The sequence below is a fragment of the Streptococcus sp. k-628 genome, from assembly GCF_013277475.1.
Classification (GTDB): domain Bacteria; phylum Bacillota; class Bacilli; order Lactobacillales; family Streptococcaceae; genus Streptococcus.
This window is the reverse complement of sequence record NZ_VMMZ01000052.1, coordinates 1-20,806: the sequence shown is the minus strand read 5'-3', so window position 1 is coordinate 20,806 and position 20,806 is coordinate 1. Positions and strand designations below refer to the sequence as shown.

At 42.4% G+C, this 20,806-nt stretch carries 22 protein-coding genes; 1 reads left to right on the top strand and 21 read right to left on the bottom strand.

All coding sequences use genetic code 11. The features are described 5' to 3' along the window. Positions 1-16: 16 nt before the first annotated feature. The 8 genes from HT730_RS07165 to cdaA form a co-directional block, all read right to left on the bottom strand. Positions 17-1,888 carry an ABC-F family ATP-binding cassette domain-containing protein gene (locus tag HT730_RS07165; RefSeq protein WP_173307195.1) on the bottom strand — a complete coding sequence of 624 codons (1,872 nt, stop codon included), beginning with the start codon at positions 1,886-1,888 and terminating at the stop codon, positions 17-19. Further along, on the bottom strand, positions 1,885-3,084 hold the full coding sequence (locus tag HT730_RS07160; protein ID WP_345890429.1) for a CCA tRNA nucleotidyltransferase: 1,200 nt from the start codon (positions 3,082-3,084) through the stop codon (positions 1,885-1,887). Before HT730_RS07160 ends, HT730_RS07165 begins: the two co-directional genes overlap by 4 nt. Then, positions 3,081-3,848 (bottom strand): 4-hydroxy-tetrahydrodipicolinate reductase, encoded by a 768-nt coding sequence (gene dapB / locus HT730_RS07155; RefSeq protein WP_173307193.1) that lies wholly within the window; start codon positions 3,846-3,848, stop codon positions 3,081-3,083. The genes HT730_RS07160 and dapB overlap by 4 nt, the downstream gene beginning before the upstream one ends. 267 nt (positions 3,849-4,115) lie before the next feature. Then, positions 4,116-4,964, bottom strand: coding sequence for a DegV family protein (locus HT730_RS07150; RefSeq protein WP_173307192.1), 849 nt, complete (start codon positions 4,962-4,964; stop codon positions 4,116-4,118). A 1-nt stretch (position 4,965) separates the two neighbouring features. Next, positions 4,966-5,340 (bottom strand): DUF1149 family protein, encoded by a 375-nt coding sequence (locus HT730_RS07145; RefSeq protein ID WP_001050087.1) that lies wholly within the window; start codon positions 5,338-5,340, stop codon positions 4,966-4,968. Positions 5,341-5,413: 73 nt separating this feature from the next. Then, on the bottom strand, positions 5,414-6,766 hold the full coding sequence (glmM, locus tag HT730_RS07140; protein WP_173307191.1) for a phosphoglucosamine mutase: 1,353 nt from the start codon (positions 6,764-6,766) through the stop codon (positions 5,414-5,416). 24 nt (positions 6,767-6,790) lie between these two features. Continuing rightward, a complete protein-coding gene (locus HT730_RS07135; RefSeq protein WP_050247674.1) occupies positions 6,791-7,570 on the bottom strand; it encodes a CdaR family protein in 780 nt (259 codons plus the stop codon). Then, positions 7,557-8,414 carry a diadenylate cyclase CdaA gene (gene cdaA / locus HT730_RS07130; protein WP_050089436.1) on the bottom strand — a complete coding sequence of 286 codons (858 nt, stop codon included), beginning with the start codon at positions 8,412-8,414 and terminating at the stop codon, positions 7,557-7,559. Before cdaA ends, HT730_RS07135 begins: the two co-directional genes overlap by 14 nt. Before the next feature lie 135 nt (positions 8,415-8,549). Between cdaA and HT730_RS07125 the strand changes: the two genes are divergently transcribed. Next, positions 8,550-9,518 carry an NAD(P)/FAD-dependent oxidoreductase gene (locus tag HT730_RS07125; protein ID WP_173307190.1) on the top strand — a complete coding sequence of 323 codons (969 nt, stop codon included), beginning with the start codon at positions 8,550-8,552 and terminating at the stop codon, positions 9,516-9,518. A 498-nt stretch (positions 9,519-10,016) separates the two neighbouring features. Here the strand turns inward: HT730_RS07125 and whiA are convergent, their stop codons facing one another. The 13 genes from whiA to metA all read right to left on the bottom strand — a co-directional run bounded on the left by whiA (position 10,017) and on the right by metA (position 20,692). Continuing rightward, positions 10,017-10,928, bottom strand: coding sequence for a DNA-binding protein WhiA (gene whiA, locus HT730_RS07120; protein ID WP_173307189.1), 912 nt, complete (start codon positions 10,926-10,928; stop codon positions 10,017-10,019). Continuing rightward, a complete protein-coding gene (locus HT730_RS07115; RefSeq protein WP_001231075.1) occupies positions 10,925-11,902 on the bottom strand; it encodes a YvcK family protein in 978 nt (325 codons plus the stop codon). Before HT730_RS07115 ends, whiA begins: the two co-directional genes overlap by 4 nt. After that, on the bottom strand, positions 11,899-12,789 hold the full coding sequence (gene rapZ / locus HT730_RS07110) for an RNase adapter RapZ (protein WP_050153533.1): 891 nt from the start codon (positions 12,787-12,789) through the stop codon (positions 11,899-11,901). The genes HT730_RS07115 and rapZ overlap by 4 nt, the downstream gene beginning before the upstream one ends. A 51-nt stretch (positions 12,790-12,840) precedes the next feature. After that, positions 12,841-13,221, bottom strand: a complete 381-nt coding sequence (locus HT730_RS07105) for a RidA family protein (RefSeq protein ID WP_173274640.1) — start codon at positions 13,219-13,221, stop codon at positions 12,841-12,843. Positions 13,222-13,230: 9 nt separating this feature from the next. After that, complete coding sequence (gene yihA / locus HT730_RS07100) at positions 13,231-13,818, bottom strand: ribosome biogenesis GTP-binding protein YihA/YsxC (RefSeq protein ID WP_173307188.1); 588 nt, start codon at positions 13,816-13,818, stop codon at positions 13,231-13,233. Between the two features lie 8 nt (positions 13,819-13,826). Next, the gene (gene clpX / locus HT730_RS07095) at positions 13,827-15,059 is read right to left on the bottom strand and encodes an ATP-dependent Clp protease ATP-binding subunit ClpX (RefSeq protein ID WP_000106341.1); all 1,233 of its coding nucleotides are present in this window, start codon (positions 15,057-15,059) and stop codon (positions 13,827-13,829) included. Positions 15,060-15,090: 31 nt separating this feature from the next. Continuing rightward, positions 15,091-15,261 (bottom strand): hypothetical protein, encoded by a 171-nt coding sequence (locus HT730_RS07090; RefSeq protein WP_000442276.1) that lies wholly within the window; start codon positions 15,259-15,261, stop codon positions 15,091-15,093. Next, positions 15,261-15,767, bottom strand: coding sequence for a dihydrofolate reductase (locus HT730_RS07085; protein WP_084367432.1), 507 nt, complete (start codon positions 15,765-15,767; stop codon positions 15,261-15,263). The genes HT730_RS07090 and HT730_RS07085 overlap by 1 nt, the downstream gene beginning before the upstream one ends. 129 nt (positions 15,768-15,896) lie before the next feature. Then, complete coding sequence (locus HT730_RS07080) at positions 15,897-16,415, bottom strand: Dps family protein (protein ID WP_000229861.1); 519 nt, start codon at positions 16,413-16,415, stop codon at positions 15,897-15,899. Between the two features lie 238 nt (positions 16,416-16,653). Next, a complete protein-coding gene (gene lytC / locus HT730_RS07075; protein ID WP_173307187.1) occupies positions 16,654-18,168 on the bottom strand; it encodes a choline binding-anchored murein hydrolase LytC in 1,515 nt (504 codons plus the stop codon). Positions 18,169-18,205: 37 nt separating this feature from the next. Then, complete coding sequence (tpiA, locus tag HT730_RS07070; protein WP_042901359.1) at positions 18,206-18,964, bottom strand: triose-phosphate isomerase; 759 nt, start codon at positions 18,962-18,964, stop codon at positions 18,206-18,208. Positions 18,965-19,061: 97 nt separating this feature from the next. After that, complete coding sequence (locus HT730_RS07065; RefSeq protein ID WP_173307186.1) at positions 19,062-19,739, bottom strand: DnaD domain-containing protein; 678 nt, start codon at positions 19,737-19,739, stop codon at positions 19,062-19,064. 8 nt (positions 19,740-19,747) lie between these two features. Next, a complete protein-coding gene (metA, locus tag HT730_RS07060; protein WP_049544343.1) occupies positions 19,748-20,692 on the bottom strand; it encodes a homoserine O-succinyltransferase in 945 nt (314 codons plus the stop codon). Positions 20,693-20,806 lie beyond the last annotated feature (114 nt).

Here is a 20,806-nt window from a genome sequence, read left to right as displayed (position 1 = left end):
GGATTTTTCTATTCTTCTAGCTATCAAAATCACTTAGATATTCATAGCGTTCGTATTTTTCAAGGAGTGCTTCGTTTTTCTCATCCAGTTCTTTTTGGAGAGTAGCCAACTTACCAAAGTCAGAGCCGTTAGCCTGCATTTCCTCTTCAATAGCAGCGATACGATTTTCCAAGGCTTCAATATCACCTTCAATGCTTGCCCACTCCTGCTTTTCTTGGTAGGTCATGCGTTTCTTGTCTTCACGAACCTTGACCACTTTTTCCTTTTCGGCCTTTTGCACTTGATTGGCCATCTCTGTTTCAAAGGCTTTTTCATCAAGATAGTCGGTGTAATGACCAAAGAAAGGACGAATCTTACCATCCTCAAAAGCGAGAATCTTAGTCGCTACCTTATCCAAGAAATAGCGGTCGTGACTAACAGTCAAAACTGGACCAGCAAAGCCTTGCAAGAAATTCTCCAAAACTGTCAAGGTCGCAATATCTAGGTCATTTGTCGGTTCGTCCAAGAGAAGAACATTTGGTTTTTCCAAAAGCAGTTTGAGGAGATAAAGACGTTTTTTCTCTCCCCCAGACAATTTCTCAATCAAGGTTCCATGCGTCGAACGTGGGAAAAGGAACTGCTCGAGCAGCTCTGCAATCGAAGTACTAGAACCACCACTGGTCTTGACCTCTTCTGCCACTTCCTGCAGGTAATTGATAACACGCTTGCTTTCATCCAAGCCCTCAATTTGCTGAGAGAAATAGGCGATGCGAACAGTTTCCCCAATCACAACTTGTCCTGCTGTCGGCTCAAGGCTGCCTGCAATCAGGTTGAGCAGGGTTGATTTTCCAACACCATTGTCCCCAACGATTCCGATACGGTCTTTGGCCTGAACTAAGAGATTAAAATCTTGCAAAATAGGCTTGTTTTCATAGGCAAAGGAAACATCCTGAAACTCGATAACTTTCTTCCCAATCCGACTGGTTTCAAAGTTCATGGTCAAATCTGTTTCAGCAACGCCACCTAAGACTTCTTTCTTCAGGTCGTGGAAACGATTGATACGAGCTTGCTGCTTGGTTGCACGCGCCTGCGGTTGTCTGCGCATCCAGGCCAATTCTTGCTTATAAAGTTGTTCTTTTTTGTGGAGAAGAGCCGCATCACGCTCGTCCTGTTCCGCCTTAAGGCGAACATAGTCCTGATAATTCCCCTGGTACTCGGTCAAGCCTGCGCGATCCAATTCGAAAATCCGTGTTGACAAAGCGTCTAGGAAATAACGATCGTGGGTGATAAAAAGGACGGTCTTCTTAGAATTTTTTAAAAAGAGGGTCAGCCACTCAATAGTCGCAATATCCAGATGGTTGGTCGGCTCATCCAAAAGCAAGAGGTCGTTGTTGCCAAGTAAGACTTGCGCCAACTGGACCCGTCTTCTCAGACCACCCGACAATTCCCCAACAGGAGTAGATAAGTCCTGAATCCCCAGCTTGCTAAGAACCGTCTTGACCTGACTCTCAATTTCCCAAGCTTGGAGAGAGTCCATTTCTGCCATGACACGTTCCAAACGCGCCTGCTTGTCCTCACTATAGTTGAGCATGAGGAGTTCATACTCACGAATGAGCTGGATTTCCTTGAGGTCGCTGGAGAGAACCGTATCCAAGACCGTCTTGCTATCATCAAAATCAGGATCTTGGGTCAAGTAACCAATCTGGTAATCATTCTTAGCTGAAAAGGGACTAACATCCCCATCAAATCCAGAAACACCAGAAAGAACATCTAAAAGGGTGGTCTTCCCCGTTCCATTGACACCAATCAAACCAATTCTGTCTAGGTCATGGATGATAAAGGAAATATCCTTAAAAACGGTCTTATCACCGACGGATTTACTTAGTTTTTCAACGATAAAATCACTCATTTTTTCTCCCTCAGATAAGCATGGATGGCTTGACGGTCATTTTCCAATGTTCCATCGACAATGGCATACTCAATCTCTGTTAAAATCTCTCCCAAGTCTGGTCCCGGCTGATAACCATATTCCTTGATTAAAATACCACCGTTGATTTGGATCTCTTTCTTGTCATGAATGGTCAGACTCTGATAGGTTTCTGTGATGACTTGCGAATTGACTTCTTTTCCTTGGGCCTGACGAAGATTTTCAGCCTGTAAAAGTAAATCCAAGTCAAAGCGATAACAATCGCGCTTCCTCAATTCTCCCTTTTCACGCAAGGCCAAAATAGTCAGCAAATCCTGTACCTGCTTGGCAAACTGGCGTGAGGTCTTCCAAGCCTTCAAAAATGGCTGCGCATTTTCAATATCCAAAGCCCACAGTAGAGCCGCCCAAACCTGCTCAGAGGATTCAAAGGTGAAATTAGCCTCCAAATCAATCAGTCTGTTAAGCTTGTCTTGGCTAGCTGCCATATCAGGGAGATAGTCATAAGCTTGACTCTCAATCATGGAAGCCAAACCTCTTCTCCAAAATGGAGCCAGCAAGAGTTTATCAAACTCGACGAAGGTACGCTCCACAGAAATTTTCTCCAAAAGTGGCGTCAAGGTCTTCATAGCTTTAAATGTTTCTGGCTCAAGTTCAAAACCAAGACTGGCCTGAAAACGGAAACCACGCATAATCCGCAAAGCATCTTCGTTGAAACGCTCACTAGCCACTCCAACTGCTCGCAAAACTTGGTTTTCCAAATCCTCTAAACCATGGAATAAGTCAACGATTTCTCCTGTCTCATCCAAGGCAAAGGCGTTGACTGTAAAATCACGACGCTTGAGGTCTTCTTCTAGCGAGCGAACAAAAGAAACCGCACTAGGTCTGCGATAGTCCACATAGACATCTTCTGTCCGAAAAGTAGTCACCTCATACTCCTCGTCCCCATCTAAGACCAAGACAGTTCCATGCTCGATTCCGATATCGGCTGTTCGCGGAAAAATCTGCTTGGTTTCTTCTGGATAAGAAGAGGTCGCAATATCCACATCGTGGATAGGGCGATTGAGAAGGGCATCTCGAACAGAACCTCCAACAAAATAGGCCTCAAAACCTGCTTCTTTAATTTTTTCTAATACTGGTAAAGCCTTCTGAAATTCAGAAGGCATTTGCGTTAATCTCATAATAAGTGTTCTAATCCATAGACAAGCTCATGACGCTTGACAACTTCTTTAATTCCCAAATTCACCCCTGTCATGAAGGAGCTGCGATCATAGGAGTCATGACGGAGGGTCAATCCTTCTCCTTGATTGCCAAAGATGACTTCCTGATGGGCTACCAAGCCTGGTAAACGAACTGAGTGAATCCGCATGCCATCAAAGTCAGCACCACGAGCACCTGAAATCAATTCTTCCTCATCAGGCGCACCTTGCTGAATAGACTCTCGAACCTCTGCCATCAACTCAGCTGTTTTAATGGCTGTTCCACTCGGGGCATCCTTTTTCTTGTCATGATGGAGCTCGATAATCTCCACATTTGGGAAATATTTGGCAGCCTGCCTTGCAAATTGCATGAGTAAAACAGCACCCAAGGCAAAATTTGGAGCGATCAAACCACCCAAGTCTTGGGCACGAGAAAATTCTTTTAGCTCTGCAATTTCTTCACTTGTGAAACCTGTTGTTCCAACTACTGGAGCAAAGCCATTTTCAAGAGCAAAGCGTGTATTTTCATAGGCAACGGCTGGTGTAGTAAAGTCTACCCAAACATCCGCTTCAAAGCCTGCTAAATCAGTCTTATCCTTGAAAACAGGAATACCCTGCCATTCTGACTCAGACTCAAAAGGATCCAAAACTGCTACCAAGTCCAATTCTGGATCAGCCAAGACCATCTGACAAGCAGCTTGGCCCATCTTTCCCTTAAAACCTGCAATAATTACTCGAATACTCATCTCTACTCCTGTCTAAGATACAAAGGACCTTAGCTACCCATGAAAAATAGGGAATGGCGCTGACTTTCCACAAAAGGCAAGACAGACATCTTTTTTCAAGAGGCAGGTAGTCCGTGTTCAATTGCTAAGATACAAAGCCTGTAGGAACACAAAGTGAAAATAGGAGTTCTGATCAAGAAGTGTCTACTCCTTGGAAGAACTATCTTTTTCATACAGGGTTCCAGGCGTGTTCAACTGCTAACTTCTTAACTAGTCTAAAAGTGCCAACTAAATCACTGGAATATAACCCAGGGCAATGCTTCCTGCTCCTAAGTGTGTCCCAATGACACTACCAAATGTAGCAAGTGAAATATCTGAACTCAAGCCTGACTCAACCAAGTGCTGACGCAATTCTTCAGCCTTTTCAGGAGCATTTCCGTGAATGACAATGATACGGTATTGGCCTGAAGCTGTAGCTTCCTTGATAATCTCAATTAAACGCTTGGTTGCTTTCTTTTCAGTACGAACTTTTTCGTACACTTCAATCACACCTTGGTCGTTGAAATAAAGGATTGGCTTAATGCTTAGCAGATTGCCCAAAATGGCAGCCCCATTTGAAAGGCGCCCACCTTTTACCAAATGATCTAAATCATCCACCATGATAAAAGCTGACGTACGGCTGATTTGAATGGCTAGCTTTTCCTGAATGCTGGTAAAATCATCGCCCTGGTCACGCCAATTAAAGACGCTTTCAACCATGATACCCAGAGGAGCACTTGTAATCAAGGTGTCTGGAAAAGCAATGGTTAAACCTTCATAGTCATCCACCATATACTGGATATTTTGGTAAAAACCTGAAATTCCAGAAGATAGGAAAAGCCCCAAAGCATGGGTATAGCCTTGTTCTTTGAGTGAAGTTAAAATTTCATCTAACTTGGCAATACTTGGTTGACTAGTCTTTGGCAATTCAGAAGCCTGAGCCATTTTTTGGTAAAATTCCTTAGCAGTCAGATTGATACCTTCGACATACTCCTCACCATCAATATTGACAGGAATATCCAAGACAAATAAATCTTCTCTTTGCAAGGTCTCTGCACTGAGATAGGCAGACGAATCTGTAATAACAGCTAGTTTCATATTAGAACTCCAAATTGATTCCTGGTAAGTCTAATGCAATTTCAGTTACTTCGTAAGTCAAACGGTTGAGCATATTCAAACATGGACGAGCCAAAGTTTCCACTTCTTCTTGGCTCAATTCGCTTGGTTCATTGACAATACGGCCATCGATGTGGTTTACCTGTGAAATGGTTCCACTGATGACAAACTTATCAAATACAATCATAAAGGTCAAGATGACAATCAAGGAAGTCACTTGATTTTCTTGATCATGTTGGAGCAATTGGAAGTTCACATCCACCTTAGTTTCAGGAGCTCCATTTTCATTTTCCCATTCAAAATTACGCGCATCAAAATGATACTGACTAACAAATTCTTGTTCACGTTTAAGATTCATGTCTTTCTCCCTCGGCTACAATATTATAAGCTATTGTACCATAATTTTTTATTTTCATCTAGTTTTCTAGGATTTAGTCAATCCCAATTTCAGCTCGGACTACGTCTGCGATGGTATCAACATAGTAGTCCACTTCTTCTGTTGTAGGAGCTTCTGCCATAACACGCAAGAGAGGCTCTGTTCCACTTGGGCGAACAAGGATACGTCCGTTCCCCGCCATTTCTTCTTCCATCTTCTCGATGATATCCTTGATAGCTGGCACTTCCATAGCCTTTTCCTTCATGGCATTTTCCACTCGGATATTGACTAATTTTTGTGGATAGATGGTTACTTCTGCTGCCAACTCTGACAGGCTCTTACCAGTTTCCTTCATGATTTTTGTTAATTGAACAGCAGATAATTGGCCATCACCTGTTGTATTGTAGTCCATCAAGATGACGTGACCAGACTGTTCACCACCAAGGTTGTAGCCTGATTTTCTCATTTCTTCAACAACGTAGCGGTCGCCAACTGCAGTGACTACCTTGTTAATACCTTCACGGTCCAAGGCCTTGTGGAAACCAAGGTTAGACATCACGGTTGTCACAATTGTATTTTGAGCCAATTGTCCTTTTTCAGAAAGGTATTTCCCGATGATGTACATAATCTTGTCACCATCAACGATGTCCCCATTCTCATCGACAGCAATCAAACGGTCACTGTCTCCGTCAAAGGCCAAACCAATAGCTGAGCCACTTTCTTTGACCACTTCTTGAAGGGTTTCTGGGTGGGTTGAACCAACATTAAGGTTGATGTTAAGACCATCTGGTGTTTCCCCTATAACAGTCAACTGAGCACCAAGGTCTGCAAAGATTTGACGGGCACTTGTAGAAGCTGCCCCATTGGCTGTATCCAAGGCAACCTTCATTCCTTCAAGAGGAGTTCCAGTTGAAACAAGGTATCCTTCATACTTACGCAAGCCTTCTGGATAATCTACCAAGGTTCCTAAGCCTTCTGCACTTGGACGAGGAAGAGTATCTTCCGCAGCATCTAGCAAGGCTTCAATTTCTGCTTCTTTTTCATCATCTAGTTTGAAGCCATCACCGCCAAAGAACTTGATTCCATTATCAAGGGCTGGGTTGTGACTAGCAGAAATCATGACACCGGCACTTGCTCCCTCAGTTTTAACCAAGTAAGCTACTGCTGGTGTTGCCAAAACGCCTAGTTTGTATACGTGAATACCAACTGAAAGAAGACCAGCTACCAGGGCAGATTCCAGCATTTCCCCTGAAATACGTGTGTCACGTCCTACAAAGACTTTCGGTGCTTCCGTTTCATGTTGACTGAGAACATAGCCTCCAAAACGTCCTAGCTTAAAAGCTAATTCTGGAGTAAGTTCTACATTAGCTTCTCCACGGACTCCATCAGTCCCAAAATATTTACCCATTTTTATAAAATCCTTTTTCTATTTTTAATTCGTTTTTGAACTAGTTGCTTTCGTTGACGAAGATGTCTCCGATGAACTGCTTGTAGTTGAATTTGATGTACTTGAACTTGGTGCTACTGGTTTTGTAGTCACCTTCATTGTTGTATCAAACGGAGTGATAACTGCCGGTAAGACAACACCATTGCGGTCGATTGCCTGCAAAGGTACCGAACCACTGTAATTACCTGTAATCCGTTCGCTAGTTGGCAAGACAGCGATAATCTTATCAATTCTATCCAATGTCTCTTGGTCACTCGTAATCGACACTTCTTCATCTGACACCGTGACATTTTCAATTTGTACCCGACTATCAATTTGACTAGGGTCAATCTCTGGTACAACCTTTACCTTATCCTTCTGAGCCTTCTTACCAACCTTGACTGTAATTTTTTGCGGAGTCGCCACAGCGGTCAGCCCATTGGGTAAATCTTCAATGCTCAAAGGAACTTCAATCGTTCCAACACTGGCATCTGTTAGGTCAGCAGTAACCTTGAATTTACGTGTGCTTTCTTGCATTTCACTAGCTAGCGATAGGCGATTTGCACCAGTCAAGACCACTGAGACTTCTGAAGCAAAACCGCTAATAAAATACTCATCACTATTATAGCGGATGTCAATAGGGACATTTGTTACTGTATTCGTATAGGTTTCCGTTTTTACCTGCCTAGCACTGGTACTGTTTTGAAAATTCGTCGCCGTAGCATAGACAAATAAGACACAAGCAAAAAAGAGTGAGGATATGATATATAAACTATTTTTTCTCATGTTTCCATCCTCCTAGCAATCGTTCTTTAAAACTAAGACCTGCTTCCTCTTTTGGAAGTAAGATTTCACGTAATTCTGTTTCAAATTCATCAAGTGTTAGGTTGTGCTTAAAGCTTCCATTATAGGTTATCGAAATTCCTCCCGTTTCCTCTGATACGACAAAAGTCAAGGCATCGGATACTTCTGACAAACCGATAGCCGCCCGGTGTCTGGTCCCAAATTCCTTGGAAATCCCTGTACTTTCTGTCAAGGGCAGATAGGCAGACGTCACAGCGATACGTTCTTCTCTGATAATCACTGCACCATCATGTAGGGGAGTGTTGGGAATAAAAATGTTAATGAGAAGTTCTGCAGAAATCTTAGCATCCAAGGGAATTCCTGTCGAAATATACTCCTGCAAGGTACGGACACGCTGAATAGCAACCAAGGCCCCGATTTTACGAGGACTCATGTATTCGACGGACTTAACAAAGGCACGAATCATCTGTTCCTCAGCACTAATAGGGGCATTGGAAAAGAAATCTGTCGCTCTTCCCAAACGTTCCAAACCAGTCCGAATCTCTGGAGAGAAGATAACAACCGCCGCAATAACCCCATAAGTGATAATTTGATTGATTAACCAAGAAATCGTAGTCAAGCCAATCATATTTGCAAGGATTTGAGCTAAAATAAACACCAAAACTCCACGTACCAAAATCATAATCTTGGTTCCTGCAATAGCTTTTGTAAAATGATATAAAATATAAGCAACAATCAAAATATCAATCAGATTGATAGCTATCGTCCATGGACTTGCAAACAAACTGGTCCAATATTGCAGATTGGATAATTGTTGAAAATTCATCCCTGATATCCTCCCTATCAAAACACTTTCGTCCTATTATACCATTTTCTGGCATTTTTTTCCCTATCCTAGTCCATTTTACATTGAGCAAAAATATGATACAATAAACTAACTAGAAAAAACAAAGGAGAAACCATGTCTCAACTCTATGATATTACCATTGTAGGTGGTGGTCCTGTCGGGCTTTTTGCAGCCTTTTATGCCCACCTACGCCAAGCCAAGGTCCAAATCATCGACTCTCTTCCCCAGCTAGGTGGACAACCTGCTATTCTCTACCCTGAAAAGGAAATTCTAGACGTACCAGGCTTCCCAAACCTGACTGGAGAAGAATTGACCAACCGCTTGATTGAACAGCTAAACAGCTTTGATACCCCTATCCATCTCAACGAAACGGTGCTTGAGATTGAAAAACAAGAAGAGGGCTTTATCATTACAACTTCTAAAGGAAGTCACCTATCAAAAACTGTTATCATCGCTATGGGTGGCGGTGCCTTTAAACCACGTCCTCTGGAACTAGAAGGCGTTGAGGGCTATGAAAATATCCACTACCACGTTTCCAACATCCAGCAATACGCTGGTAAGAAAGTGACGATTCTTGGTGGGGGAGACTCAGCTGTGGATTGGGCTTTAGCTTTTGAAAAAATTGCGCCAACTACCCTTGTCCACCGCAGAGATAATTTCCGCGCCTTAGAACACAGTGTCCAAGCCTTGCAAGAATCATCTGTAACCATCAAGACACCATTCGTCCCTAGCCAACTCCTTGGAGATGGAAAAACGCTTGATAAACTTGAAATCACAAAAGTTAAATCTGATGAAACCGAAACGATTGACCTAGACCACCTTTTTATCAACTATGGTTTCAAATCTTCTGTCGGTAACCTCAAAAACTGGGGGCTCGACCTCAACCGCCACAAGATTATCGTCAACAGCAAACAGGAATCTAGCCAAGCAGGTATCTATGCTATCGGTGACTGCTGCTACTATGACGGAAAAATTGACTTGATTGCGACAGGTCTCGGAGAAGCTCCAACTGCTGTCAATAATGCTATCAACTACATCGACCCTGAGCAAAAAGTACAACCAAAACACTCTACTAGTTTATAAAAAAGAACCACGAGTCACATAGGATTCGTGGTTTTATAATTCATCGGCTATCTTGTTAGCTCATATTTCCCCCTTCTTTAACAAAAATAAAAATGCCTATCAAACTGATAAAACATGTGATATAATAGGGACGGCACTAACAATACGCCTTGGAAAAGGAGGTATTACAGATGCTAGAACTTCTCAGAATAGTACTTATCGCAGTCATCGAGAATATCATCTCATGGCTGGTGACTCGTTGGTTAGACGATCACTTCGACAAGTAACCTTCATGGTTAGTGCTATCTAACCCAGAAAAAAATCCCCTCGGTATTGCAGTACCGAGGGGATTTCTGTTAGCACTAAAATGCTAGAACTTCTCAATTCCCCTTTATTATCTCACATGCTCTATTCAATTGTCAAGAAACAGGTTAATATTTTGTAAACTAGCGACATCAGGCTGTTAGAAAAATGGAATCAACCAATCATACTGATAATTCAAGGGCTTGTTTTATATCTTTATAACTCATCAGCTAATTTATTTATCTTTCTAAGTCTATGGTTGACACCACTTTTTGTAAGGGGAGTGCTGAGGCTATCTGCCAACTGTTGGATAGAGTAGTCTGGGTGCTGAATCCGCAACTGCGCTACCTCCTGCAAATCCACTGGCAGATTTTCTAAGCCCATGATATCTTTAATTTTGCTGATATTGTTGATAGTCTTCATGCTGGCAGAAACTGTCCGTGCAATATTAGCTGTCTCGGCATTATTGGCCCGATTGAGGTCGTTACGGGTTTCTCGTAAAATCTTAACCCGCTCAAAATCATCACGCGCCTGCATGGCTCCGATGACTATCAAGAAGTCCATAATATCTTCAGCACGCTGGAGATAGGTCACAGCCCCCTTCTTGCGCTCAAGCACCTTGGCATCCAGTAAAAACTGCTGGAGAAGAGAGGCAATCCCTTGCGCATGGTCCAGATAAACAGAACTGATTTCCAACTGGTACTTGCCTGACTCAGGGTCACGAATGCTTCCATTTGCCAAGAAAGCACCACAGAGATAGGCACGGCCTGCTTCCTCGTCTGATAAAATCGCCTCATCAATACCTGTTTCCAGGCCAAAAAAGGAGTCGGCCAAGTGCAAATCGCTTAACAAGTCCTGAACCTTTTCATCTGTAAAAACGGTATAAACCCGATTCTTGCGAAGATTACTCCGTTGGTGGTGACGGATTTCCGATTTGATTTCGTAGAAATGGAGAAAGGATTCATAGAGGTGACGAGCCAGCTTAGCATTTTCTGTCACGACAGACAAGGTCAAACCCGAAGTCGAGAGACCAATACTGCCAGACATCTTGATAATGGCAGACAGTTCATGTCGGCTTAGATGGTGCTGACTCAGGATTTCTTCTTTTACTGCTACTGTGAAACTCATTTTCTCACCTGTATAATGCGCATCAATTCATCCACAATCAAATCCCCATCGTGGAAGGCACCCCCATTTTCCAGACGAAGGAAGTTGGATGAAATCACGCGCGGAACTTGCTTACAAAGACCAGCAAAGTCATGTTCCACCTGCACCAAGTATTCATCAAAACGGTTGGAATTCATGTATTCCTGAGGCACTTTTTCGATATTCACCAAGACAGTATCGATAAAAGGTCGACCAAGGTGACGATGCAGGACCTCCACGTGGTCACTATCTGTAAAATGTTCTGTCTCCCCACGTTGGGTCATGATATTGCAGACATAGGCAATTTCTGCCTTGGTTTCCAAAAGCGCCTGCCCGATTTCCTTAATCACGATATTGGGCAAAATAGAGGTAAAGAGAGAACCAGGGCCGAGAACAATCATGTCACTTTCAAGAATGGTCTGCACTACTCGACGGCTAGCCAGAGGCGTATCATCGTTGAGGGTATTGGTCACATAGACATGGTCAATCATGCCTGGATGGTCTGCAATATGACTCTCTCCAGCCACTTCTGTACCATCCTGAAAGACTGCATGAAGGGTCAAGGGATGGTCACTGGAAGGATAAATCTTCCCAGTTGTATGGAAAAACTTGCTCAATAACTGCATGGCATTATAGGTTGAACCCTGCATTTCTGACAGACCTGCAATAATGAGATTGCCCAATGGATGGCCAGCAAAGGCTCCGGCATCCTCAGAAAAGCGATACTGAAAGACTTTCTCATAAAACTTAGGCATATCCGACATGGCCACAAGGACATTACGAAGATCACCTGGCGGTGTCAATTGCTGCATATTTTTTCGAAGTTCACCTGATGAACCACCATCATCCGCCACCGTTACGATAGCAGCGATTTCCACATCTTTTTCACGCAGACTTTTTAGAATGACAGGAATCCCAGTTCCTCCACCAATCACCGTTATCTTTGGTTTTCTCATGAACGGTTTACCGTTTCCTTTCTTCGGTCTTTGTCACGATGCCCTTCATTGACAGGCCAATTCTTGGATAAGTCCTGCGCCAAGCGTTTAGCAAAAGCCACACTACGGTGTTGACCACCCGTACAACCCATGGCAATGGTCAAAACAGACTTCCCTTCCTTTTGGTAACTTGGCAAAATCGGCTCAATCAAGGCCAACAAATGTTGATAGAAGTCTTCTGACTCAGGATGGTTCATGACATAGTCATAAACAGGTTCATCCACACCCGTTTGGTTTCTCAGTTCTGGAAGGTAATATGGATTTGGCAAGAAACGGACATCAAAGACCAAATCCGCATCAATCGGGATTCCATATTTAAAGCCAAAAGACATGACCTCGATACGGAAAGACTGGGCTTGTTCTTGGTCTGAAAACTGCTCTGCAAGGGTTTTACGTAGCTCACGAGGAGTGAGTTCAGTTGTATCCACCACATTTTGGCTCATATTTTTCAAAGGTGCCAAGAGTTCACGTTCCAGCTTGATTCCATCCAAAATCCGTCCATCTGCAGCTAGAGGGTGGCTTCGTCTAGTTTCCTTGTAACGAGCGACCAATTCCTTATCTGCTGCGTCCAAAAAGAGGATTTTAAAATCCAAATCATCTTGATTTTCCAACTCATCCAAAACAGCTTGAATCTCTGAGAAGAAAGAACGGCTACGCATATCCACTACCAAGGCCAACTTATGGTCATCTTCCTTTGTTTCCACCAACTGCAAAAACTTAGGCAAGAGAGCTGGCGGCATATTATCAATAGTAAAATAACCTAAATCCTCGAAAGACTGAATGGCAACTGTTTTCCCTGCACCACTCATTCCTGTCACAATCACCAAGTGAAGTTGTTTCTTTGTCATCTTTTTCTCCTTATATCAAAAGAAGTTTGGCAACACCAAACTTCAGCTAGCTTATCCAATCTCTGCGATGACTTCAATTTCGACTTTTACATCACGAGGAAGACGAGCTACCTCCACAGCTGAACGAGCTGGAAATTCCTCCTTAAAGGCCGTTTGGTAAACCTCGTTAAAAGGAACGAAGTCGTTCATATCGCTCAAGAAGCAAGTTGTTTTGACAACATGGTCAAAGTCTGTTCCTGCTTCTGCCAAAATAGCACCGATGTTTTTTAGGACTTGCTCTGTCTGTTCTTGAATCGTTTCTCCAATGATTTCCCCAGTTTCAGGAGAGAGAGGAACTTGACCACTAGCAAACAAAAGGTTGCCAACGATTTTTCCTTGAACATAGGGTCCGATAGCCTTTGGAGCCTTATCTGTATGAATTGTTTTTGCCATTTCTTTTCCTCACAATTTTTCTAAGATTGCATTCCAAGCTTGGTCCATCCCTGCCTTGCTGACAGATGAAAAGAGGATGAAGTCGTCACTTGGGTCAAAGTTTAATTTCTTTTTGATTGCTGATTCATGCTTGTTCCATTTACCACGAGGAATCTTGTCTGCCTTGGTCGCCACAATGATGACTGGAATCTCATAATACTTGAGAAATTCGTACATCTGCACATCATCTGCTGACGGGTCATGACGAAGGTCAACTAAACTGACTACCGCACGGAGATTTTCTCGAGTTGTCAGATACTCCTCAATCATGCGCCCCCACTTTTCACGTTCCTTTTTGGAAACGCGGGCATAACCATAACCAGGCACATCCACAAAGCGCATCTTGTCGTCAATGTTAAAGAAGTTGAGAAGCTGGGTTTTCCCAGGTTTCCCTGACGTACGAGCCAGATTCTTACGGTTCAGCATGGTGTTGATGAAGCTAGACTTACCAACATTTGAACGCCCTGCAAGGGCAATCTCTGGCAGTTCATCCTGCGGATAGTGGGATTTATTCGCCGCACTGAGCAAGATTTCAGCATTGTGTGTATTCAGTTCCATAGTCACCTCTAGGCTGTTTCTAGGATTGGTTTATCCGTTCCATCGACAGCTTCTTTTGTGATGCGGACCAATTTCACATTTTCCTGACTCGGTACTTCAAACATAACGTCCAGCATGGTTTCTTCGATAATGGAGCGAAGACCACGCGCCCCTGTCTTGCGTTCGATAGCCTTATTGGCAATTTCCTGAAGGGCTTCGTCGTCAAATTCCAACTCGACATCATCATAAGAAAGCAAAGTTTGGTACTGTTTGACCAAGGCATTTCTTGGCTCTTTCAAGATACGAACCAAGTCATCCACTGTCAATTGCTCAAGAGCAGCAAAGACAGGCAAACGTCCAATCAACTCAGGGATAATACCAAATTTTTGAATATCTTCTGCGATGATTTCTTGCATGTAAGAGCTGTTTTCGTCAATCGCCTTATTGTTTTGACCAAATCCGATGACTTTTTCACCCAGACGTTGTTTGACGATTTCTTCAATACCATCAAAGGCACCACCCACGATGAAGAGGATATTTTTAGTATCCACTTGAATCATCTCTTGTTGTGGATGCTTGCGTCCACCTTGAGGCGGTACGCTAGCAACAGTTCCCTCAATAATCTTGAGAAGGGCTTGTTGCACACCTTCACCAGAAACGTCACGTGTGATAGACACGTTTTCGCTCTTCTTGGCAATCTTGTCAATTTCATCCACGTAGATAATCCCACGCTCTGCACGCTCGATGTTAAAGTCAGCAGCCTGCAAGAGTTTAAGGAGGATATTTTCCACGTCCTCACCTACATAACCAGCCTCAGTAAGAGCTGTCGCATCCGCAATCGCAAAAGGTACATTCAAGCTCTTAGCCAAGGTCTGGGCAAGGAAAGTTTTCCCCGAACCAGTTGGCCCAATCATCAAGATGTTTGACTTCTGCAAATCCACATCTTCTGACTCCTCACGCGTATCGTGGAAATTGATGCGTTTGTAGTGGTTGTAAACTGCCACTGCCAAGGCACGCTTGGCACGATCTTGACCGATTACATAGTGGTTCAAGATATGGAGGAGTTCAATTGGTTTTGGCACCTCAGACAAGTCTGCCAAGACTTCCTCAACCAATTCTTCTCGAATGATTTCTTGAGCTAACTCCACGCATTCATTACAAATAAAAGCATTGTTGCCAGCGATTATTTTTTGTACTTCTTCTTGGTTTTTGCCACAAAATGAGCAATAAACCATCATATCATTTTTTCTATTTGTAGACATGATTTCCTTCCATTCTATACTGTCATTCTATCTAAAACAAGGTCATGTAAAAAGCATGAATACTATTGACCAGATTGGTAAAGGCATTTAACCAGAGGAGGATAGAAAGCCCGTAACGCTTTTTACGAAAAGCCTGTGCTCCTGCCAGAAGGCAGATGAAACACAGAAAAGCCGTGAATAAACCAAATAAACTCCGTTCCATTAGACTTCCTTTCTCTTGCGGTATTGGATGGTAAAATCATAAGGATTTTTCTCATCTTTGGCGTAAAATTTGCTTGAAACTGTCTCAAAAAGAGACAAGTCAAACTCTTCAGGGAAATAGGTATCTCCCTCAACCCGAGCATGAATTTGAGTCACAATCACTTCATCAAGGTAGGGTTCAAAAGCCTGAAAAATTTGCTTGCCACCGAGAATGTAGAGATTCTTTTCTTGAGCCTGATACCAGTCCAGAACAGACTGGACGTCCTGAAAAGTAGCAACCCCATCTATCTTTTCTTCCGGATTACGCGTCAAAATCAGGGTCTCCCGTTGTGGAAGCAAGCGACGCCCCATTCCATCAAAGGTCACACGTCCCATCAAGATAGCATGATTCAGAGTTGTTTCCTTGAAATGTTGCAGTTCTGCTGGCAAATGCCAAGGCAGACGATTGTCCTTACCAATCACACCCTCTTCATCCTGGGCCCAAATAGCTACGATTTTCTTAGTCATGCTTCCATCCTTTTCACTGATAGTACTATTTTATCAAAAAACTAAAAAAAAGACTGGTTTGGAATAGCTTACAAAATAGAAAAAATCTGTAAGAAATTTCCTACAGATTTATCTATGTTACCTTGTTTCTTACAAACCAGGTGCTTGTCCAAGTTCTGCGGCAAGCATCCAAACTGTTTTCTCAAGTTCAGCCTTAGCACCAACAAAAATATCGTTTGTAACATCATCGCCTTCTTCGTCAGTCACATCCAACGCTTTTTGGAAAAGAGTGATGAGGTAGCGATAAATAGCTAGAACACGTTCCAAGCTTTCTTCAACATTACGGTATTCACCAGCTTCTTCTTCGATTTCACTGTTTTGAAGGAACTCTGTCAATGTAGAGAATGGGCTTCCACCGAGTGTAATCAATCGTTCGCTGATTTCATCTAAATGACCATCAAGAGCATCCATGTACTCATCCATTTTTGGATGCCATACCATAAAACCGCGTCCACGCATATACCAGTGTACTTGGTGCAAAGCAACATGAGCTACGTACAAATCAGCTACAGCTTGATTCAAAACTTCCTTTGTTTTTGCCAATGCTACTGGCGCTGCTTTTGTTAATGTTGCGACATCTTTTGCTGCTTCTTTTTTCAATTCTACCATTTTATTTTACCTCATTCATTATTTTTATGTAACCACTTCTTAACGATTACTACCTTAGTATACTACTAAGGAAAGACAATAGCAAGCCAAATGACCCACATGAGAAAAGTTGCAATAGACTGATAATTTAAGAATTCTTTAGAATAAAACACAGTCCCCTTACACATCTCTTAACTGCGACAAAATAAAGAAAAAGAGGATGCAATTTTCTTGCACACTCCTTTTTCAAACTTATATCTTAATACCAAACGCTGACATCTACGCGCCCTTGGATTCCTTTCATGTATTCAGAAGAGGTATATTGCCAACCTTTTTCTCCTGAATAATGAGGGTTTTCCCATTCTAAAGCATTCGTATAGGCCGCTACCCAGTTTACATGTTTTAAAATATCTGGGTGTTTTAAACGCGTCTGTAATAAACTACGATAGCTATAGACATACACATTTTGATAACCCGCCTGCTTCATCGTCTCCATGTACTTGTTGATGATCTTAACCCAAGTACCTGTATCACTCGGAGCACGCTTACTTTTATTCACATACTCCCAGTTCTCAACATCATAGTAGATAGGATAAGACAGGTTCATATTGTATTTCTTCAGAAGTTCAATGGTCTGTTCAGCATCATTCTCAGCATCAGTCTCATTTTCAGCATAAGTATAGAGATAAACACCATAAGGAATTCCCAGACGGTTTAGCTCCTTAATGTTATGCGCCAATTCCTTGTCTTCTTTACCGCTATAACCTAGACGAACAATGACACCATCTACTTCATTTTCATCAATAACCTTTTTCCAATCATTGATACGACCATTGTGCTCACTAATATCAATGACTTTCTTAGCATGTTCGGTTCCCACTTGTTCTTCTCTATTATTAAAGAAATAGCGTTTACCATCTCTGTGAACCCAGCCGACATTCAAATCTTTCTTTTCTTTGAGCTCACCAGAAGCCGCAAAGATATAGCGAGCACCATCCATAATCACTTCGTCAGTCGCCATGGCACCACTTCCAGTCAAATAGTAGTTGCCTTGCCACTCATTCCGAGCCATATAGCCCCACTTCTTGAAATAGTACCATTTGCCACCCACTTTTTGCCACTCTTGGTTGGCATAAGTTCCATCGGATTTTAGATAAAAATAAGCAGAATAAGCCGGATCATAAAGCCATTCATTTTGCATCATGGCACCTTGACCATTCAAGAAATAACTTCCTTGCCATTGGCTTTTAGCCATGTAACCCCACTCCTTGAAGTAATACCACTTATTTCCAATCAATTGCCATTCTTGATGAGCATAAGCCCCATCTGACTTGAGATAAAACCAACTCTTGTAATTATTATCATAAAGCCATTCATTTTGAGCCATGTAGCCACCTGATTTTAGGTAATAGCTACCCCGCCACTCATTTTGAGCATAACGACCGTCTGATTTGAGATAAAACCAAGCTTTGTAGTTATTATCAAAAATCCATTCACTTTGAGCTTTAGATCCATCAGCCTTTACATAATAATCCCCATCCCAGTGGGTAGCAACATTGGTCTTTACACCTGTGCTCGTTTGAGTTTTATTAGAAGACTGATTTTGCTCTGAACTACTTGAAACTGTCGTTGTATCCTGCGAAGTTTTTGAAACTTCAGTTTCATTTGCAGCGACATGGCTCGTTGCCAAGCCTAGTAAACAGATACTGGCTAATCCAATTTTTCCAATTTTTGTTTTCAATCTTTCCTCTCCTATAAAAAATGGAACAGACATTTGAATGCTGTTCCACCTAGCTTTTGCTACTTACTGATTATTTTACAAAGTCAAGCAAAGCCAAGAAGCTTTCAGCTTCAAGTGACGCACCACCTACAAGGGCACCGTCAACGTCTGGACAAGCCATGTATGAAGCAACGTTCTCAGGTTTAACAGAACCACCGTATTGAACACGAACTTTGTCTGCAACTTCTTGACCAAAGTCAGCAGCTACAACGTCACGAACAACTTTACACATTTTTTGTGCGTCGTCTTGTGAAGCTGATTTACCAGTACCGATAGCCCAGATTGGCTCATAAGCGATAACTGATGCAGCAACTTGTTCTGCAGTCAATCCAGCCAATGCAGCAGATACTTGAGCACCTACGAATTCAGCAGCTTTACCAGCTTCGTAAGTTTCAAGTGACTCACCACAACAGATGATTGGAAGCATACCATTTGCAAAGATTGCTTTTGCTTTTTTGTTGATATCTTCGTCAGTTTCATGGAAGTAGTCACGGCGTTCTGAGTGGCCGATAACAACGTAGTCAGTACCGATTTCTTTCAAAACTTGTGGGCTAGTTTCACCAGTGAAAGCACCTGCATTTTCAAAATAGCAGTTTTGAGCAGCAACTTTAAGGTTTGAACCTTTTGCAGCAACAAGAACAGTTGTCAAATCAAGAGCTGGAGCAGCGATACCTGCTTCAACAAGATCTGATGAAGGAAGTTTTGACGCAACTGCTTCAACGAATGCTTTAGCTTCTTCTGGATTTTTGTTCATTTTCCAGTTACCAGCGATAAATGGTTTACGTGACATTTCACATACCTCTTTTTTCAATTTATTTTCTATTTATTTTATCACAATTAAACACAGCTTGCAAATCTTACTCGGATTTCAAGCCTGCTTGCATGGATTAATCCTTCCAAAGATCCATAGCATTTCTGAAATCTGCCGATACCTGTGTCAACTGAGGATTGCTCGCTTCTCTCTCTGCCCGCTTAGCCTCGATTTGAGCCACACTTTTGATGCCTTCATGGCGCCAGTTTCTCAAAATCGCCTGAATGTACTTCCAGTTTGCTTTTCCATTTAAAACAGCTTCACGAAGAGCCTCCTTAATCAAGTCAGCACTGGTTCCATCTTCTTTTAGTGTCTTAGTCAAATCTTCAATTTCAAAAGGTGTCAACAAGCGTCCCAACTCCTGCTGGAAGGTTTCTACCAAATCCTTGAGCTGATTTTGAGGTGTCAACTGGTCTGAACTTGAATGAGCGACTCCAAGAAAATCATCCAAACGTTCCAAAGCCAAACTAGCATCAAAAAGCAATTCGATTTCACCATTCAATTCAATCGTTCGATACTGGAGCAGTCCTCTCTCCGTAAGATTAGAAATGGACTGGTTGACATCTGAAATTTCCTTGCCAATCCTTTCAGCAATCTGGCTTGGCGACATTTCTTCCAAACCTGTCGTATTTTGCAAATAGAAAAATTGCCAGACCAGAAAATCGTCGCTAGAAGGAAAGAGTTCCTTAAAATGCAAGAGCAGGGCACTCGGTAAAACCAAGTTCCCTGATTTAAAAGCGTCTAAATATGTCATAATTCCTCTTATAAATACCCAAATGCAGATGCATCATCTTCTATTTTTCTCCAGTCAAAAGGGGTTTCCTGATAGACAGCATAGTTTACCCAGTTACTGAAAAAGAGAGCTGCTGATGAAGACCAACAAAGACAAGGTGTCTGGTTGACATCATCATCCTTAAAGTAATTTTCTGGAATATGAGGATCCAAACCTGCATCACGATCTCGAAAATACTCTTTTGCCAAGGTATCCCGGTCATATTCCAAATGCCCAAAACTATAAATTTCACGTAAATCACGACTGGCCAAAATCGAAACCCCAACCTGAGGCCCCTCTGATAAAATTTCAAGATTGGTCTTGTTTAAGACTTCTTCCTTAGAAATCTCCGTGTGCCGTGAATGAGGGGATACATAGCTATCGTCAAAACCTCTAAATAGAAGATGACCTTCCTTTAAGGTGTCCTGAGGATAAATACCCGATAACTTACTGTCCATCTGGTATTTTTCCACTCCATAGCGCAGATAAAGACCAGCCTGAGCTCCCCAACAGATATGAAGGGTCGAATAGACATGAGTCTTAGACCACTCAAGCACCTGGCTAAATTCCTCCCAATAGTCCACTTCCTCAAATGGTAAATGTTCAACTGGAGCACCCGTGATGATCATCCCATCAAAATACTCATCCTTGACTTCAGGAAAAGTTTTATAAAAGGTCTCCATGTGTTCTGAACGAGTTGTCTTAGAACGATGGCTCTCCATATAGAGAAAATCAATATCCAGTTGTAGGGGTGTATTGGCCAAATGGCGCAACAACTGGGTCTCTGTGACCATTTTCTGTGGCATGAGATTTAAAATTAAAATCTTCAAAGGACGGATATCTTGGTGAGCAGCACGTTGATCATCCATGACAAAGATATTCTCTGTCCGTAAAATCTCAACAGCTGGTAATTTTTTATCAATTCGAATCGGCATAACCCTCTCCTAACTGTACTCTTTCAGGAATCATTGCATATGTTTGAAACTCTTCGAAAATCTTTTCAAACCGCATCAACATTGCCTTGCCGTACGTATATGTTACTGACTTCG

Excerpts from the sequence above, each read along its gene's own strand:
- HT730_RS07165 (WP_173307195.1), bottom strand. The coding sequence starts at position 1,888 with ATGAGTGATTTTATCGTTGAAAAACTAAGTAAATCCGTCGGTGATAAG.
- HT730_RS07160 (WP_345890429.1), bottom strand. The coding sequence starts at position 3,084 with ATGAGATTAACGCAAATGCCTTCTGAATTTCAGAAGGCTTTACCAGTA.
- dapB (WP_173307193.1), bottom strand. The coding sequence starts at position 3,848 with ATGAGTATTCGAGTAATTATTGCAGGTTTTAAGGGAAAGATGGGCCAA.
- HT730_RS07150 (WP_173307192.1), bottom strand. The coding sequence starts at position 4,964 with ATGAAACTAGCTGTTATTACAGATTCGTCTGCCTATCTCAGTGCAGAG.
- HT730_RS07145 (WP_001050087.1), bottom strand. The coding sequence starts at position 5,340 with ATGAATCTTAAACGTGAACAAGAATTTGTTAGTCAGTATCATTTTGAT.
- glmM (WP_173307191.1), bottom strand. The coding sequence starts at position 6,766 with ATGGGTAAATATTTTGGGACTGATGGAGTCCGTGGAGAAGCTAATGTA.
- HT730_RS07135 (WP_050247674.1), bottom strand. The coding sequence starts at position 7,570 with ATGAGAAAAAATAGTTTATATATCATATCCTCACTCTTTTTTGCTTGT.
- cdaA (WP_050089436.1), bottom strand. The coding sequence starts at position 8,414 with ATGAATTTTCAACAATTATCCAATCTGCAATATTGGACCAGTTTGTTT.
- HT730_RS07125 (WP_173307190.1), top strand. The coding sequence starts at position 8,550 with ATGTCTCAACTCTATGATATTACCATTGTAGGTGGTGGTCCTGTCGGG.
- whiA (WP_173307189.1), bottom strand. The coding sequence starts at position 10,928 with ATGAGTTTCACAGTAGCAGTAAAAGAAGAAATCCTGAGTCAGCACCAT.
- HT730_RS07115 (WP_001231075.1), bottom strand. The coding sequence starts at position 11,902 with ATGAGAAAACCAAAGATAACGGTGATTGGTGGAGGAACTGGGATTCCT.
- rapZ (WP_050153533.1), bottom strand. The coding sequence starts at position 12,789 with ATGACAAAGAAACAACTTCACTTGGTGATTGTGACAGGAATGAGTGGT.
- HT730_RS07105 (WP_173274640.1), bottom strand. The coding sequence starts at position 13,221 with ATGGCAAAAACAATTCATACAGATAAGGCTCCAAAGGCTATCGGACCC.
- yihA (WP_173307188.1), bottom strand. The coding sequence starts at position 13,818 with ATGGAACTGAATACACACAATGCTGAAATCTTGCTCAGTGCGGCGAAT.
- clpX (WP_000106341.1), bottom strand. The coding sequence starts at position 15,059 with ATGTCTACAAATAGAAAAAATGATATGATGGTTTATTGCTCATTTTGT.
- HT730_RS07090 (WP_000442276.1), bottom strand. The coding sequence starts at position 15,261 with ATGGAACGGAGTTTATTTGGTTTATTCACGGCTTTTCTGTGTTTCATC.
- HT730_RS07085 (WP_084367432.1), bottom strand. The coding sequence starts at position 15,767 with ATGACTAAGAAAATCGTAGCTATTTGGGCCCAGGATGAAGAGGGTGTG.
- HT730_RS07080 (WP_000229861.1), bottom strand. The coding sequence starts at position 16,415 with ATGGTAGAATTGAAAAAAGAAGCAGCAAAAGATGTCGCAACATTAACA.
- lytC (WP_173307187.1), bottom strand. The coding sequence starts at position 18,168 with ATGTCTGTTCCATTTTTTATAGGAGAGGAAAGATTGAAAACAAAAATT.
- tpiA (WP_042901359.1), bottom strand. The coding sequence starts at position 18,964 with ATGTCACGTAAACCATTTATCGCTGGTAACTGGAAAATGAACAAAAAT.
- HT730_RS07065 (WP_173307186.1), bottom strand. The coding sequence starts at position 19,739 with ATGACATATTTAGACGCTTTTAAATCAGGGAACTTGGTTTTACCGAGT.
- metA (WP_049544343.1), bottom strand. The coding sequence starts at position 20,692 with ATGCCGATTCGAATTGATAAAAAATTACCAGCTGTTGAGATTTTACGG.